The organism is Streptomyces sp. AM25 (assembly GCF_058146165.1).
On the sequence record NZ_JBKIWN010000038.1, the window covers coordinates 23,659 to 39,197 of the forward strand.

A 15,539-nucleotide genomic window follows, 5' to 3' on the forward strand; every position below is an offset into this window, starting at 1 on the left:
AACCGCGGAGGCTGCCCCTGCTCCCGGGGTATCGGCCCGGATGCTGCCGAGGTACCGGGCGAAGGCACCCTCCGCCCCCGTTGCCTGCCCGCGCGTCTTCGGTGAGCCGTGCTGCAGAGATGCTATGGACACAGGTCCGCCGGCCGTCCTAGATTCGTCCTAGTACGAGGTCAGCCAGGGGATCGGCGCCAATCGTCACGCACCCAGGGGGAGCATGAGATTCGGCTTACTGGGGCCGTTGCACGCCCAGATCGCCGGACACGCGGTCCCGTTGAACGGGCCGCGGCAGGCCAAGATGCTCGCAGCACTTCTGATCGACGCCAACACCATCGTCCCCATGGAACGGCTCGTCGCCGTGATGTGGGACACGAACGCGCCCACCACTGCGGTCCGCCAGGTCCAGGACGCGGTCTCCGGGCTGCGCCGCAACCTCGTCGCCCGCGGAGCACCCGGCTCCTTGCTCAGCACGCGGCGCGGCGGCTACGAGATCCGCCTGGCTCAAGACCAGCTCGACCTGTTGGAGTTCGACCACGAGCGACACCTCTCCGAACAGTGCACGGCCCCGTTCGAGACAGCAGTCGCGCTGCGGCGGGCGCTCGCTTGCTGGCGCGGGAACGCCCTGGTCGACGTTCCCAGCCAAGCCCTGGAGATCGATGCGGCACGGCTGAACGAGAGACGCGCGGCCACGCACAAACAGTGCCTGGCCATCGAACTCGGCCTGGGGCGTCATCGAGAGGTCATCGATGAACTGACCGCTCTGCTCGGCGAGCACCCCTACGACGAGCAGGTCGCCGAACACCTGATGGTCGCCCTCTACCGGTGCCGAAGACAAGGCGAGGCACTGCAGGTGTACGAGCGGCTGCGCCGGACACTGGCCGGCGAACTCGGCGTCGACCCCACCCCGCCACTGCAGGTGCTGCACCAGCGCATCCTGACCGCAGATCCCACCCTGGCGGCAACGATCCCGGCACACGGCCCCTCGGCCACGCCACCGGAGAGCTCTCCCCCGGCGACCCCCGGGCCGGCCATGTCGATGCCAGTGCGTCAACTCCCCCTCGACGTACCCGACTTCGTGGGCCGGGACGAAACACTGGCCGAGATCGCCGGGCTGCTCGACGGGTCGGCGCCGAACCGTGCCCCGGTGGCCGTCGTCGTGGGCGGTCCCGGTGTGGGCAAGTCCTGCCTGGTGACGCACGCTGCGCGGCTGGCGAGCGCCAACTTCCCCGACGGCCAGCTCTACCTCAACCTCGCGGCAACATCGGACGAGCCACGGGACCCGGGGCTGATGCTGGCCGAAGCACTGCGGGCGCTCTCGATCGCCGGCAGCGCGATCCCGAACGGCCTGTCCGAGCGAGCCGCGCTCTACCGGTCGTTGCTGGTGGACCGTCACATGCTGGTGGTGCTGGACGATGCCGGCCACGCCGATCAGGTCCTGCCGTTGCTGCCCGGCGCCGAGGGCTGTGCCGTGTTGATCACCAGCCGCACGCTGCTGACGCAGCTTCCCGGCGCCCGGCACATCGACCTGGACGTGCTGAGCCCGGCAGAAGCGCGGGAGTTGTTCACCGGAATCGTCGGCTGGCGGCGGGTCGAGCGGGAACCGGGCGAGGCTGACGCGATCCTCGACTGCTGCGGCAATCTGCCGCTGGCTATCCGGATCGCCAGCGGCAAGCTCACGGGCCGCCCGGCCTGGTCGCTGCGAGTACTGCGGGAACGGATCGAGGACGAGTCCCGGCGGCTGGCCGAGCTGAGAATCGGGGATCTCAGCGTGCGAGCCAGCGTCGAACTGAGCTTGCGGCTGCTGCCGACCGACGCGGTGCGCGCGTTGAGCCTGCTGGGTCTGCTCGGTCCCTACACCCTGCCCGGCTGGGTGGTCGGACCGCTGCTGGACCGCTCGGACGGGGAAGACGTGCTGGACACCCTCGTCGACGCCAGCCTGGTGCGGCTGACCGCCACCGACGCCATCGGCCAGCCGCGTTACCGACTGCACGACCTGATCAGGACCTGCGCCGTGGAGACCGCCGCCCCGCTGCCCACGGAGGACAAGCAGGACGCGATCATCCGGGTGCTGTCCGTCTGGCTCGAGCTGATCGGACGCGGCACCGATCGGCTGCCGGCAGCCGGGCTGCTGGCCGCCGCGCCCGGTACGGCACCGCGCCGGTCGCTGCCCGATGCGGTCGTGGACCGGTTGATGGCCGACCCGGCCGGCTGGTTCGACGCGGAACGCGACAACCTGCTCGGCGCGGTGAAACTGGCCGTGGACTGGGGCCTGGACGAGTTGGCCTGGGAGCTGGCGGCCGGCGCGGCGACCTACTACGACCACCGGTGTCTCTATCAGGACTGGCAGCACGGGCACCGGCTCGCGTTGGACGCCGCCGAGGCCGCCGGCAACGCGCGCGGCGCATCGGTACTGCTACGCGGCCTTGGCCAGCTGCACATCTACCAGGACGAGTTCGACCGGGCCACCCGGGCCCTTGAGTCCTCCCTCGGGCTGTGCCAGGACGGCGGGGACAAACGCGGCGAGGCACTGTCGGTTGCCATGCTGGGTACGGTCAGCCGGGTACAGGGCCGTGACGACGAAGCCCTCGAACGCGTCGAGCACGCGCTGACCATCGCGGTCGGTGAGGGCGACCGGCACATCGAAGCGCAACTGTCCTGCTCCATGGCCGTGATGAAGCTCATGCAGGGCAGACTCGACGAGGCGGAGTCATGGTTCGACGGGGCCTTGAGCCAGGCCAGGGCACTGGGCGACGGGCATCGCGTGGCCGTGGTCCTGCGGCGGTTCAGCCGGCTGCACGATCGACGTGGCGATCCGGACGAGGCGCTGCGCTGCCTGGGGCAGGCACTGGCCACGTTCGAGAAACTGGCCGACGAGCGGTGCGCCGCGTACACACTGCTGGAAGTCGGCCGCGTATACGCCGGTCAAAACGACCGGGACCGGGCGAGCCCGGCGTTGGAACGCGCGGCGGGCCTGTTCCACCGGCACGGCGACCGTCAGGACGAAGCCGCCTGCTGGCAACTGATCGGTGACCTGGACGCCGTCGCCGGCGTCCACGACCTGGCGCACCAGCACCGCGAGCGGGCGCGGCGGCTGTGGAAGACGATCGGCGACATCAACCAGACGAAAGCTCCGGCGCGACCATCGTCGCCGTGAGGCGTTCATGCCCGTGATCAGAGATGTCTGTCCGATCAGGGGCGTACTCGGGCGATGCTCCCCCAGCTACCGCTGGGGGGTGCCCCCAGCGGTACTCGGGCGATGCTCCCCCAGCTACCGCTGGGGGGTGCCCCCAGCACCAGACGCCGCGGGGCCCGCACTGACCACGTCGGCCGATCCCGTCCGAGTGCAGTTATTGCCGGCCCTCGAAGGCCGCTGTGGTCAGGAGCGCCGCACAGCACGGCACGGGCCCGAAGGACAGGCACCAACGGTCCCTGTCCCGCGGCTGGACTGAGGGCACCCGAAGGCGCTCCCGGACCACGTCTGCGGCGACAAGGCATCCCGACAGTGTCGGGCCCCCGACTCCTTCATGGGCATGCCGGGCAGGCGTCTGCTCCCGGCATGCGCGGGCAGGGAAGGAATTCCAGGAAGTCGGAGGTTCCCTGCCCGTTGGGGAACGTCATGGTCTCCAGGCGGGTGAGATGCCATCGGTACTGCCGGGCGATCGCGTGCAGCCGGGCGGGGTCGCCGGCGTCGGCGAAGCCGAGCATCAGGCGTCCGTGCGGCGTCAAGTGCTGCCGCGCCTGGGCGAGGTAGGCTCCGTGCGCGGTGTACCCGGGATCGGAGACGGCACGTCCCAGACCCTCCGTCTCCGGCCAGGCCCGTTCGGTGAACCGGGCACCGGAGTTCCAGAAGATCAGGTCGTAGCGGTCGGCCCCGACCGGTTCGTACATGTCACCGCAGCCGGTGCCGACGATGTCCCGTACGCCGTGCCGCTCCGCGTTGAGCACGGTATTGGCCACGGCCTGGGGGCAGAGGTCGGTCGCAGTGACGCGGCCGCAGCCGTTCAGAGCGGCGGTCACAGCGATGACACCTGCGCCGGAGCCGATCTCCAGGAAGGACCCGCCGACGGGAAAGGGAACGGCGCGGGCGAAGAACTCCGCCGTGCCGGTGAACATCGGGGCAAAGACGCCGGGCAGCAGGTCCCAGGTCCGGCCGGCCATGGTGAACAACTGGGGTTCGGTGATGGCCCTATGAGGCTGCAGCCTCCGGCGCACCAGGCTTCGTTCGTCCATGAGACCCTCCGCCTCCGTGGAAGTCCTGCACCCGGCCTGCCCCGCGCCTTACGACGCAGCGCCGGCGTAGGCCGCCAACCTGCCCAGTACCGGAGGCGGGAAACACCTGCCCAGCCGGTCCGCACTCACGCGCGGGCCGGTGGACGCCGTGGTACGCGCGGGTTATGCGATTGCGGAGTTGGCCTCGTACCGGTCCCTCGTGGACACGGGGCGGGAGAGTCGGGTCTTGGCCCGGCCAGGCCCTGCGCAGTAGACGATGTCGGATCCTCCGTAGCTGAAGAAGCCCAGTTCTTCACCCCTGCCGATGCGTTGGCCCTGAGGGGCGGTGGCGGTGACAGAGGAGATCCAGGGCGTTTCGTCTGGATCACTGGCGGCACCACCACGAGGCCCAGCGGGAGCTGACGCCCTGTTGACGAACTCGACCCTGGGAAACTAGTTTCCTCTCAGGAAAATGATTCCACTGGAGCAATCAGCATCCCGAGGAGGTACCCATGCACTCAACGTCATCGCCGTCCGGACCCAAGGGCCCGCGCCCTTCGGCAGACGAAGCAACCCGCGCACTGGAGGACATCAGCCGGCACCGGGGCCAAGTGCACAGCTCGGCCACCAACTCCCGGTGGGTGTATGTGCTGTTCGGCATCGTGTTCTTCGCGCTCTTCGCAGCCCCCGACTTCCTCGGGGCGGCGGCCGACTGGTCCTCGGCGGCTTTCGGGGCGCTCGCAGTCGGCTATGTCGCACTGCTCAACACCCGCAGCGGCTCGGCTCTGCTGGGGCAGCCCGTCCGCCCGCGCAGGCAGGGGATCTCGGGGCGCTTCCGCAGTTACGCGCTGCTCACACTGCTCGCCGTAGTCCTTGTCGGCTTCGCCGTCCAGCTGCTCCAACCGGACTGGCACCTCGGCGTGCCGTACTGGCGGACCTCGGTGGGCGCGGTGAGCGGCGCCGCCCTGGCCCTCTTCGGGCCGCGCTGCCAGCGGGCGCTGCTCTCGGTCGCCGTGCGCGGCAGCGGCCGCGTGGGGAAGAGCGCCGTCGATGGCCCGCGCTGACTTCGACCCCGTACTCCTCGACCCCACCCGGCTGACGATCGTGTCCCTGCTCGCGGGCGCGCAGTGGGCCGAGTTCGGCTGGGTGAGGGAGTCGGCGGGTCTCTCCCCCTCCGCCCTGTCCAAACAGCTCAGTACGCTGGAGTCGCACGGTTACGTCGAGGTGCGCAAGGGCTACGTCGGCAAGCGCCCCCGCACCTGGGTGAACCTCAGCGACGGCGGGCGGACCGCACTGGAGGAGCACGCGGCGGCTCTGCAGCGGATCGTCGAGGAGTCGCGGCGTACGGCAAGCGGGGACGACGACCAGGGTCGGTTGTGAAAGTGCTGGTCACAGCCACTCGTTGAGGACTGCGACCAGCACGGTCGCCTCGCCGCGGACCGCGAGCTTGATGCCCCTATGGATGTCAACCGGCAGGAGCTGGTGCCGGTTGACATCCATAGGGGCATCAAGCGGGCCTACGTCTTCCACGGCACCGTCACCGTCGCCTCGATCCGGCTCTGGCTTCGCCGTTGACGCGCGTTCGACCGGCTGGTTTCGCTGGCCGGGTCGTGTCCCACGTCGTGGTGTAGGGGATCAAGACGTCGAAATCCGCAGGTCGGGACGGTGGCTGTGCCCGGCCGGGTGTTCAACTCGCCTCAACAGAGTCCCTCGTGGGCTGCTGCCTCTCCGGAGATCTTCAGAGGCCTCGTACCGGACGCGAGCGGATTCACGCGCTGAACACGGTGAAAGAGGTGTCCGGCGACGTCAGCGGATCGGCTGCGGAGCAGCGCTCAGGCGCAGGCAGCGCGGCTGCCAGTTCAGGCTCCAGGACCAGCGGATGGCGTCGCGCGTGTTCGGGCCGTAGACGCCGTCGGCCGTCACGCCGGACATCTGCTGCGCCCGCTTGAGGGCCTTCGTGGTGGCGGGACCGAAGTCGCCGTCCTCGGCCAGGCGGGTGACTCCGTCGAAGTAGCACCCGTTCAGGGTCTGCTGGAGTGCGCGGACGCTCTCGCCGCGGTTACCCGCCTGGAGCGTGCAGAAGTTGCTCTGCGCCGCGTCGAGCGGCACCACGGTCACGTAACCAGCGGCGTCGGTGTACCCGCCGAAGCTGGAACAGACCGGCATCGCCGCGGATGCCGGAGCGGCACCGGTGGCGACCGCGCTGAGCGAGATCGTGGCGATGGCGGCAAGGCCTGCGAGTGTGCGCTTCATTACTGGGCTCCCCCTGAGAGGCGTATGCGGGACATGTCGCCGGAGGGCGACGACCGAAAGCTAACAACGCATTCCCGGTCGCCGGCGGCCTCTCCCGCCCCGTCCCTGGCGTCCCACTCGTCCCATCGAACCCCGGGATGCTCCGGGACAGCCGCCGGACGGCCCGTCCCACGCCCTCGGGGCTTGCTTCTCGCCGCGTCCCAGGGACGATCCGGATTCCCGCGCGCGACATCGCGACCATGGCGAACAGCGGGAGGAGGCTGTCCCGAACGTTGCCAGGAGGGTCGTGTCCCACGTCGTGGTGTAAGGGATCAAGCGTTTCGCGTTCCGGTACACCACGACGTGGGACACGACCTTCATGGCCTTGGCCTATAGCCAGCGGTCGTACCAGGCGCGGATTCGCCGGAGGGCGTCGAGTTGGTGGGCGCGCTCGTCGAGCCCATGGCCCTCGCGGGGATAGACGACAAGCTCGTGTTCGACTCCGAAGTGGCGCAGGGCACGGTGGAAGTGGATCGCCTGGCCGAGCGGGACGTTGGTGTCTTCTTCGCCGTGCAGGATCAGCACCGGGGTGCGGATCCTGGAGGCGTAGGAGATGGGACTGTTCCGGTCGTGGACGTGTGGTCCTGGGCCTTCCCATCCGGTGCTGCCGCCGAGCGTCGCGTCGAGGAGTCCCCAGTCGCCGGTCCCGGCCTGCATGCCCCAGTCGCTGATGCCCGCGCCCATGATGGCGGCTTTGAACCGGTCCGTGTGGCCGATGGCCCAGGCCGCCATGAAGCCTCCGTGGCTCCATCCGGAGATTCCCAGCCGTTCGGGGTCGGCGACTCCCCGTTCGACCAGGAGGTCGATTCCGCTGAGGATGTCGGTCCACTCGTCGCCGCCGACCGCGCCCGCGACCTTGGTGGCGAACTCGTGGCCGTGCCCCGAGCCGCCTCGGGGGTTGGGCAGGAAGACCGCGTACCCGGCGGTCGCAAGCCATTGGCCGCAGTCGACCGCGTTGAGTGCGAACTCGTCGGCATAGCGGAAGTAAGGGCCACCGTGGACCATGGTGACGAGCGGAAAGGGGCCGTCCTGAGTTCGGCCGGCAGGCAGGATCAGCAGGCCGTCCAACTGGATTCCATCGGAAGCCTGGTAGCTGAGGCGTTCCTGGACGCCCCAGCGGATCCTGCGCAGTTCGGGGCCGGTGTCGCTGAGCCGGAGCAGCCGCCCGCCCGTGGGTCCCGCGTGGACGTTCTTGGGCTCGTACGCGGTGCTCGCCAGCAGGGCGAGAGTTCCCCCGGAGCGACTCGCGGTGAGCTGGGCGAGCGTGCCGGGGGCGGAGGACAGCCGGTGGAAGCACAGGGACTCGGGGTGGAGCTGGTAGAGCGCGGTGTCCAGTCCGTCGGCGAACAGCGCCAGTGGGGGCCCGTCCGCGAGCTGCACCAGCTCGGTCGGGCAGACGGACATGCCGACGGTGAGGTTGCGGTGTTCGCAGGCCGGGCCGGTCGCCTGCGGAACGGTGTCGATCACGGCGAGCCCGCCGACGAGGTGAGCGGGGGTCACTGCCAGGTGGGCCAGATGCCAGACACCGTTGTGGTTCCACCAGGCCAGGGACTGAGCCTCGCTCCCGACGGGGCCCAGGTCGTGGACGGCTGCGGAGCTCAGGTCGACCAGGTGGAGTTCCGCCGCCCTGACGCCGGGGTCGAGTTCGGGAGTGGAGCAGCTCAGCACCGCCAGCGGGCCGCCGTCCGGACGCTGGGCCAGCTCGACGACATGCCGGTCGCCGAGGCCGTCCACGGTGCGGAGCGCACCGTTCTCCAGGTCGAGCAGGCGCAGCCGGGTGGCGGGAAGGTGCCAGCCCCAGACCTTGGCGTCGTCGCGTTCGGCTTCCCGGCGTTGGTCCTCGGCGGTGGGTTCGTCCTTGGCGAGCAGGGCGACGGTGTGGCCGTCGAGGAGCGGGCAGTGGTCGGAGATGCCGCCGCGCCAACTGGTCAGGGCCTCGGCCTTGGTGATGGCCTCGCTGCCGTCCAGGCGGATCCGCTGGAGTTGGGCGGTGCCCTGCTCCTCGCGGTCGGAGGTGAAGAAGAGGGAGGCCGAGTCCGGCGCCCACTTCGGGCCGAGGGCGCCGGCCGTGCCGTCGGTCAGCCTGCGCGGGGATGTGCTGCCGTCGGCGGCGGTGACCCAGATTGACCCGTGCGGACGCCCGTCCCTTCCGCGGTTCGCGACCACTGCGTAGGCGACCAGGCGGCCGTCCGGCGAGATGGCTGGCGCCACGGCGGCGGCCAGGTCCACCACCAGTTCGGCGGTGAGCGGGGCGGCCGGTTCGGGTTCGGGAGTCGGCTGCGGTGCGGGGTGCGGCATGCGGACTGCCTTTCGCTCGCCGGTGCAGCAGGCGGACATCCTGTCGCACTGTCGGGTCGGCGTCAGTCGGAATGGGGAGAACGGGCCACATGCGAACCTGCCCCGGACGCCCTGCCGCAGCCCGTGACACAAGGTGGAGATGTACTGGCGGAAGGGTGGTGACCTGCATGCTTGGCCATCGCCGCGAGTCGGACCGTTCTCCCAGAAGGTACGGCTCGACCAACTCTCAATCCACAGTCTGACGACTTGGCCAAATTCCCTTTCTCGAAAAGACCGAGGGCGCCGTCCGAAGTAATCGACATGCGCGCGGCGCCGGTTAGGGAGCGGCGGTCCATTACGGTCCCTGCGGCTCCGGTGCCGACAAGTCTCAGTGGCCTGACACCGGCCGAGGAACCGCCCTCACCGCGACCGCCGACAGCCTTCCAGACTTTCCTGGACCAGTAGGGGACCCCGCGACCGAAGTGCTGGCGAACCCTCGGCAACTGACCTCGGCGCTTTCAAGTTGCCCAACCAACCGTCTCGGTCCTCGATGGTCATGTGCTCCTGGTGCGTCGCGCGGGCACGGAGGGCGAGATGCTGTGGCAGCTCTCCGCGAGCAAGAGCCGCTGCCCTCCTCGTCGAGATCAGGCCCAGCGATCACATACCCAACAGCTTCTTGACCCGGCGCACATCGGCCTTCGCGACTACTACCTTGCCCGCAACTCGACGTGTCATCCTGGACGACCGGTGCTCAAAATTGTGGTTGTTGTTGGCCTTCTGTCGCATCAACTTCCCGCTGCCAGTGGCCTTGAATCGCTTCTTCGCGCCCGAATGCGACTTCATCTTAGGCACTTGAACCTCTCCATCCTGGTGTTAATCGATGTACGCGGAGTCAATCCGCTACCCATCACTCCAGCGATCAATGCATCAGGCGACAGGCGGCTACACGCCAATGAACGATCAGTCGTCGTTCGAGACACGAGGGGATCGGGTGCTGGAGCCGTGCCGTGGGGCAAGGAACGCGCCCGCACCCGCAGCGAAAAGGGCATTCGCTGGGGCGGACACCCCCTCAACACCGCGGCCTGACCCACCGCGAACAGCAGCCCCCGAACGCCGACGGGGCAAGTCCAGGAGAAGGACAGCGGCACAAGGATGACTCAGGAGGCGAACGGCTCGATCTCCCCCGCGAAGACGATGATCTGGTCGATGAGGCTCCGTCGCAGATGGACGACATCCGTTCCCGCCAGGCGGGGGCCTCCACCCGGCGTGGTGAAGACCCACTGGTACCGGGCCCATTCATCAGGCATGTCCACTGCTGAGCAGCGCACCATCGTGCCGGTCCCCGCCGGGTGGCGCCGGATGTCCAGCACGAACCGCTCGACCGCCGCGATCCCTTCGCTGCGGCCCAACGGCCCCCAGAAGACCACGTCCGAGGTCAGGGCCTGGGAGAGCAGGGCAGTCACATAGCTGTCGTCCGAGGCGTTGAACGCGGAGATGAACGTGTCGATCGCGGAGCGTGCGGTCTCTTCCTGCATGCCCCAGTAATACCAGCCGATTCGCGCGCGCTCGTCCCACGAGCCACCTTCCAATCACGGTCAACCTTCCCGGCGCACGCTCCGGATGTGCTGAACCGGGGGTCGTTCGCCGACAGCGCGGGCCGGTACAACGCCGTGTGGTACGCCTACTGGCTCGACCCGGCCACGCACGGCCGCTGGGCTGCAGCCGGGGGCCGCGAGCGTGCCCGGGCCGAGGTACCGCCCCTGGCCGCGTGCTGGTGGGAGGAGGCCACGGTCCCCGTCCGGGCACAGAGCGCCCTTCAGACGCACGCCACGGCCGACTTCCCCGTCAGCGGCCTGGCCTCAGTGCTGCCGCAGCGGGTCCAGGACATCCACGACTACTGGGGCGCGGTGCGCGACCGGATCCCCGCCAAGGCCGTGCACGGGGTACCCGTCGCCCGTGCCCGCTACGACGGTGACACCGTGCACGTGCTGGTGGACGGCGGCCTGTGCGCCATCCGCACCGCGCAGGACCGGACGCTCAGCACCGTCTATCGCGAACGCTTCCTGCGCGACGTGGCCCCCGTCATGCGGCGGGGAGTCGGCAGCTCAGGACCCGTGCGCCGAATCTCACTCGACGCCCCGGCGACTGCCCGACCGCCCCTCGGAACGGACGACCTTGGCGTACGTCCGGCATCGCTCTACGACGCGCCTCGTCACCGGGCGGGCCCGGGGGCCGGGTGGCGGTCCAGGATGGCCCCGACGATCCTCATGATCCGCTCGCCCGCGTGCTCAACGCTCCCGTTCTGGGTGCTCACCTGGGCTCCTTCGAGGATGAAGGTGAGTTCCGCTGCCGTCTCGTCCGGGTCGGGCAGTCCGGCCCGGACGCACAAGTCGGTGAGGCGGCGAAGCTGGCCGGCCTTGTGGGCTTCGATGAGCCGGCGCGCCGGGTGAGCGCGGTCGGGCAGTTCGGCCACGGAGTTGATGAACGGGCACCCCCGGTGGGAGATCCCGGGAAGGCCGTCGGCGATGAAGCGGGCGATCCCGAGGATCTGTGCCCGGGGCTCGTCGGGGTGTGCGTCCGCCAGCCGGTCGAAGGCGGCGGTGTAGTCGGCGGCCAGGATGCGCAGCCACTCCTCGACCAGTGCGTCCTTGGTCGCGAAGTGTCGGTAGAGCGCCATCTTGGTGGTGCCGGCCCGGTCGGCGATGGCCTGGACGCCGACGGCCTTGATCCCCTCGCGGGCGAAGAGCTCCTCTGCCGCGTCGAGGATCCGCTCCCGGGGCGGCAGCGTGGCCACCCTGCTCCGCCTGCCGGCTCTGTCCGTGTTCGTCATGCGGGCCCCTCGTCGGTGCGGCGGGGCGTCGCGCCGCCTGACATCGATGCTACGGTACCGACCAGTCCCGCACGATACCGATCGGTCTCATCAGATACTGATCGGTATCGTTCCCCATTGGTGCCCTACCCCCGGACGGATGCGATGAAGCTCTCCGAGTACGTGACCTACGACGGCGTCGGCCTGGCCGATCTGGTGGCCCGCCGCCACGTGAGCGCCGCCGAACTCGCCTCGACCGCCCTGCTGGCCTGCGAGGCCGTGAACCCGCGAATCAACGCCGTCGTCGAAACCTGGCCCGCACAGGACACGCCGACTCCCGGCAGCACACCCCTCGCGGGAGTCCCGTTCCTCATCAAGGACCTCGCCATCGCGATGGCCGGCCGGCGCACGGAAATGGGCAGCCGGCTCGCCACCGGAAACACTGCCGACTCCGATTCCACGCTCATGACGCGCTTCCGTCGCGCCGGACTGGTGACCCTCGGCCGCACGGCCACGCCGGAGTTCGGCTACAGCACCACCACCGAAGGCCTCCTGTACGGGGCCACCCGCAACCCGTGGGACCCGGCCCGCAGCCCCGGCGGCTCCAGCGGCGGATCGGGAGCCGCCGTCGCGGCCGGCATCGTCCCGGTCGCGCACGCCACCGACGCGGCGGGCTCCATCCGCGTCCCCGCCGCCGCCAACGGCCTGTTCGGGCTGAAGCCGACCCGCGGCCGGATACCCATGGGCCCCGACACGGACGAGGTGTTCAACGGGCTCGCCGTCCACGGCGCGCTCAGCCGCTCGGTCCGCGACAGCGCCACGCTGCTCGACCTCGTCCACGGACCCGAAGCCGGTGACCCCTACACCGCCCCGCTGCCCGAGCGGCCCTACGCCCAGGAGGTCACCCGCGCCCCCGGCTCCCTGCGGATCGGCCTCCTCACCCGGCCCTGGGGCGGACGGGCCGTCGACGCCACCGTCACCGACGCCACCGTCCGCTCCGCCCGGCTCGCCGAGGCCCTGGGCCACCGGGTCGAGGAGGTCCACCTCGACCTCGGCCTCGACTGGGACGACTTCGTCCTCGCGAACGCCCACTTGTGGAGCACCAATCTGGCGACCTGGATCGACGACCTCGCCGCGGCCACCGGACGGCCCGTCGACCTCACCACCCTCGAACCGGAGATCCTCGCCACCTACGCCTACGGACAGCGGGTCAGCGGCGCCGAGTTCGTCCGCGCGCTCGCCATGCGCAACGTCGTCAGCCGCGGGATCGGCCGGTACTTCACCGACCACGACCTCCTGCTCACCCCGACCCTGCCCGAACTGCCCGTCCCGCTGGGCACGTACGCCGAAGGCGCGGAGGGCGCCGACGGTCTCGGCTGGGTGAAGCAGCTTTTCCACCGCTCGCCCTTCACCGCCGCGATCAACATCGCGGGCACTCCCGCCATGTCCGTCCCCCTGGAGACCGACCCCGCCACCGGACTCCCCATCGGCATCCAGTTCGCTGCGGGATACGGACGCGAGGACCTCCTCTTCCGCCTCGCCGGACAGCTGGAGCGGGCCGCACCCTGGGCGCAGCGAACCCCCACCGTCTGGTCGGGCCGCCCTGCCTGACACCCGCCGGGCCCTGCCCGCACGGTTCCGGACCACCAGTAACCGCCGCTGCAGAAGGATGCCGGCTGGCCCGCAGGTGCCGGGGGGTGCCCCTATGGGTTTCGTCAACCCGTAGGGGCACCCCCCGGCTAGGAGACGCCACACGGCGGAACAGGGCACACGCTCAGCGCAGGATTCGAGTGCCGCGGAGAAGGACGTGCGCAAAGAACTTGCGGATTGCGCACGGCAGTTACGTGCTGGCCACGACTGTCTTACGCCGGTGTACGGGTACCGGATGCTGGCAGAGCCGGTTTCACGGACCGCCGGGTGTCCCCGGAGGCATCGATCGGTGGAGTCCTTGCCCGTTCGGTAACCCCGCACATCTGTGGTCGATACGCTGCGTGATCCCTGTTTTCAGGGTCGTCGCTGAAGGAGGATGCATGCCCGCCGGCCCACCAGCCGCAAGCCCCTTGCCTCTGCGCGAGGCGTGGGAGGAACTCGCCACCGGCCTCCACGTCCAGCGTCTGGCCTTGCACCTGGAGGAGTGGCGCGAGGTCGTCCACCTTCCCCCGGCCTCAGTGGCGTTGTTCGCCGAGGCTGCCCCGGCAGCGCTGGGGGTTCGTCCCGCGCAGTTCGATGGCCCGCGGTCTCGGGCTTTGGTCGATGGCGCCGGACTGGCCGCGTGGACCGACCTGCCGCAACGATGCGGCCGGACCGAACACGAGTCCACATTGCTGGCACCCGCCGCCGATGACGTCGCCGCCCTCCTCCTCGGCCAGCTGTCCGAAACCGACTTGCGCGATGCGGTACGAGCGGTCACATCCGCCGCAGCCTGGTGGGTCGGGTTCTTCGCCGTCATCCATCACCGCGGCGTGCACCACCTCACCCTGGAGCCCGTCAGCAGCGAAATAAGCGTCGCGACTCTGCAACGGGCCACGCGGGCCGTGGCGCTCGGCACCGCGGAACGCGTGCTGCGCCATCGGCTGCGCACGGAGCCGGTCACCGACGATGTGCAACTGGCCTACTGCCGGGCGGTCACCGAGGGCATCGTGCACGAGGGCGGCATCATGGGCCTGTTGGAAGACCTGGGCGAGCTGCGCCTCGTCGACTTGGTGAGCACCTCTCTTCGGTGGCGTGGGCAGTTCACGAAATACACCGGGGGCGCCAGCGCTGGGCAGGCGGAATAGTCATGGAGAACCGCTATCCCCTTGTCGCTGTCGAAGGCCAGGACGGCACCGGCAAGACCACTCTGCGCAAGGGCCTGTTCCGCCTGTTTGACGGCCTGTACGGCGTGACACCTCTCGCCGTGCTGACCACCAATTTCCTCAACGCCGCCGTTGCGGAAGACCTGGTGGACGGCAAGTACCGGCCGACGGCCGCCAACCGCGAGCGGTACCTGGCTGCGCTGGCGACGGACAAGCAGGCCACCGCAGCGCGGCTGATCATCCCGTCGTTGCCCGTCCGTCCGGTCATTGCGGACCGGTGGCTGCTGTCGGAGCTGGCGTTTTTCGCCGTCAAACACGACCAGCCGCCCAAGGACACCTACAGCGCGCTGGCCGTCGGCATCGGCGTGGTGCCGGACCTCACCCTGGTTCTGGACATCACCGCGCAGGCTTCGATGGAGCGCGCCGCGTCACGGACCGGCGATGCCACCCGCCCGGACTGGGACGTGCTGGAGGTGCAGAGCCGGGTCCGGGAGGTCTACCGGACGATCACCAGCGACCCGGCGCCCTTCCCTGCCCTGGGGCCCCTCGTGCGGATCGACGCCGCCCAGGACCGGGCCTGTGTCCTGAGGGACGCCTGGCGCGCGCTGGACGACCACGGCCTGCTCGCGCCCCTCCCCATGGAGGGATCACGGTGACCACACTCCCCCAGGACGCCAGCACCTGCCCGTTAGGCCGGCTGATCGGCATCCATCTCACGGAGACCCTACGCAGTTGTCAACGGCCTACGTGGGCAGGAGGATGCTCCCCAAAACACCTTTGCTGTCCTGTGGCCGCCGTCTGCCACGGGCCCCACTCAACTACACGCTGAGGCTGAAGAATTGCCGGACAGCCCGTACGTGACGGTGTGGCAGGAGCTGGGAGCGGATGTCATCCAGGGCGTCGGAGGGGCGGGAGGAGTCCACGCCGTCGGTGCCCAAGAGCGCAGGAAGCCAGCCCCCGCAATTGACCGACGGTAGCGGCCCCCACCGACAGCCGACCGCGCCAACCACTGCAGCGGCCGGGGGGATCGGCCCTGCCCGGGCAGTCGGTTGCGCCGGTGGATGTGCCCGGGGAGCAGCGCGCGGGTCACGACTGCCGACAGACCGCAGGCGGCCGTCCGCCATGCCACGGACGACGCCCCTGCGCGGGAGCGTGACCTG

The 15,539-nt window shown here is 69.9% G+C and carries 12 protein-coding genes and 1 pseudogene; 7 read left to right on the top strand and 6 right to left on the bottom strand.

Annotated elements, in window-relative coordinates:
• Positions 1 to 214 precede the first annotated feature (214 nt).
• Positions 215 to 3,151, top strand: a complete 2,937-nt coding sequence (locus ACLHRZ_RS32605; RefSeq protein WP_490422211.1) for an AfsR/SARP family transcriptional regulator — start codon at positions 215 to 217, stop codon at positions 3,149 to 3,151.
• Between the two features lie 368 nt (positions 3,152 to 3,519).
• On the opposite strand, the gene ACLHRZ_RS32610 is transcribed toward ACLHRZ_RS32605, so the two are convergent.
• Positions 3,520 to 4,227, bottom strand: coding sequence for a methyltransferase (locus ACLHRZ_RS32610; RefSeq protein ID WP_490422212.1), 708 nt, complete (start codon positions 4,225 to 4,227; stop codon positions 3,520 to 3,522).
• A 491-nt stretch (positions 4,228 to 4,718) separates the two neighbouring features.
• Here ACLHRZ_RS32610 and ACLHRZ_RS32615 point away from each other — a divergent pair, with 491 nt between their 5' ends.
• Positions 4,719 to 5,270 carry a hypothetical protein gene (locus ACLHRZ_RS32615; protein WP_490422213.1) on the top strand — a complete coding sequence of 184 codons (552 nt, stop codon included), beginning with the start codon at positions 4,719 to 4,721 and terminating at the stop codon, positions 5,268 to 5,270.
• The gene (locus tag ACLHRZ_RS32620; RefSeq protein WP_490422214.1) at positions 5,257 to 5,586 is read left to right on the top strand and encodes a winged helix-turn-helix domain-containing protein; all 330 of its coding nucleotides are present in this window, start codon (positions 5,257 to 5,259) and stop codon (positions 5,584 to 5,586) included. Before ACLHRZ_RS32615 ends, ACLHRZ_RS32620 begins: the two co-directional genes overlap by 14 nt.
• 426 nt (positions 5,587 to 6,012) lie before the next feature.
• On the opposite strand, the gene ACLHRZ_RS32625 is transcribed toward ACLHRZ_RS32620, so the two are convergent.
• The 4 genes from ACLHRZ_RS32625 to ACLHRZ_RS32640 all read right to left on the bottom strand — a co-directional run bounded on the left by ACLHRZ_RS32625 (position 6,013) and on the right by ACLHRZ_RS32640 (position 10,310).
• A complete protein-coding gene (locus ACLHRZ_RS32625) occupies positions 6,013 to 6,459 on the bottom strand; it encodes a peptidoglycan-binding domain-containing protein (protein ID WP_490422215.1) in 447 nt (148 codons plus the stop codon).
• A 369-nt stretch (positions 6,460 to 6,828) separates the two neighbouring features.
• A complete protein-coding gene (locus tag ACLHRZ_RS32630) occupies positions 6,829 to 8,796 on the bottom strand; it encodes a S9 family peptidase (protein WP_490422216.1) in 1,968 nt (655 codons plus the stop codon).
• 636 nt (positions 8,797 to 9,432) lie between these two features.
• On the bottom strand, positions 9,433 to 9,627 hold the full coding sequence (gene rpmI, locus ACLHRZ_RS32635) for a 50S ribosomal protein L35 (protein WP_490422217.1): 195 nt from the start codon (positions 9,625 to 9,627) through the stop codon (positions 9,433 to 9,435).
• Positions 9,628 to 9,932: 305 nt separating this feature from the next.
• Complete coding sequence (locus ACLHRZ_RS32640) at positions 9,933 to 10,310, bottom strand: nuclear transport factor 2 family protein (protein WP_490422218.1); 378 nt, start codon at positions 10,308 to 10,310, stop codon at positions 9,933 to 9,935.
• Positions 10,311 to 10,319: 9 nt separating this feature from the next.
• Here ACLHRZ_RS32640 and ACLHRZ_RS32645 point away from each other — a divergent pair.
• Positions 10,320 to 10,856, top strand: a pseudogene (locus tag ACLHRZ_RS32645) (phenylacetaldoxime dehydratase family protein); the annotation flags it as partial.
• Positions 10,857 to 10,987: 131 nt separating this feature from the next.
• Here the strand turns inward: ACLHRZ_RS32645 and ACLHRZ_RS32650 are convergent.
• A complete protein-coding gene (locus ACLHRZ_RS32650) occupies positions 10,988 to 11,605 on the bottom strand; it encodes a TetR/AcrR family transcriptional regulator (protein ID WP_490422219.1) in 618 nt (205 codons plus the stop codon).
• Between the two features lie 144 nt (positions 11,606 to 11,749).
• On the opposite strand from ACLHRZ_RS32650, the gene ACLHRZ_RS32655 reads away from it, so the two are divergent.
• The 3 genes from ACLHRZ_RS32655 to ACLHRZ_RS32665 all read left to right on the top strand — a co-directional run bounded on the left by ACLHRZ_RS32655 (position 11,750) and on the right by ACLHRZ_RS32665 (position 15,035).
• A complete protein-coding gene (locus tag ACLHRZ_RS32655; protein WP_490422222.1) occupies positions 11,750 to 13,195 on the top strand; it encodes an amidase in 1,446 nt (481 codons plus the stop codon).
• A 419-nt stretch (positions 13,196 to 13,614) separates the two neighbouring features.
• Positions 13,615 to 14,361 carry a hypothetical protein gene (locus ACLHRZ_RS32660; RefSeq protein ID WP_490422220.1) on the top strand — a complete coding sequence of 249 codons (747 nt, stop codon included), beginning with the start codon at positions 13,615 to 13,617 and terminating at the stop codon, positions 14,359 to 14,361.
• A 2-nt stretch (positions 14,362 to 14,363) separates the two neighbouring features.
• Complete coding sequence (locus tag ACLHRZ_RS32665; RefSeq protein ID WP_490422221.1) at positions 14,364 to 15,035, top strand: nucleoside/nucleotide kinase family protein; 672 nt, start codon at positions 14,364 to 14,366, stop codon at positions 15,033 to 15,035.
• Positions 15,036 to 15,539: the final 504 nt, after the last annotated feature.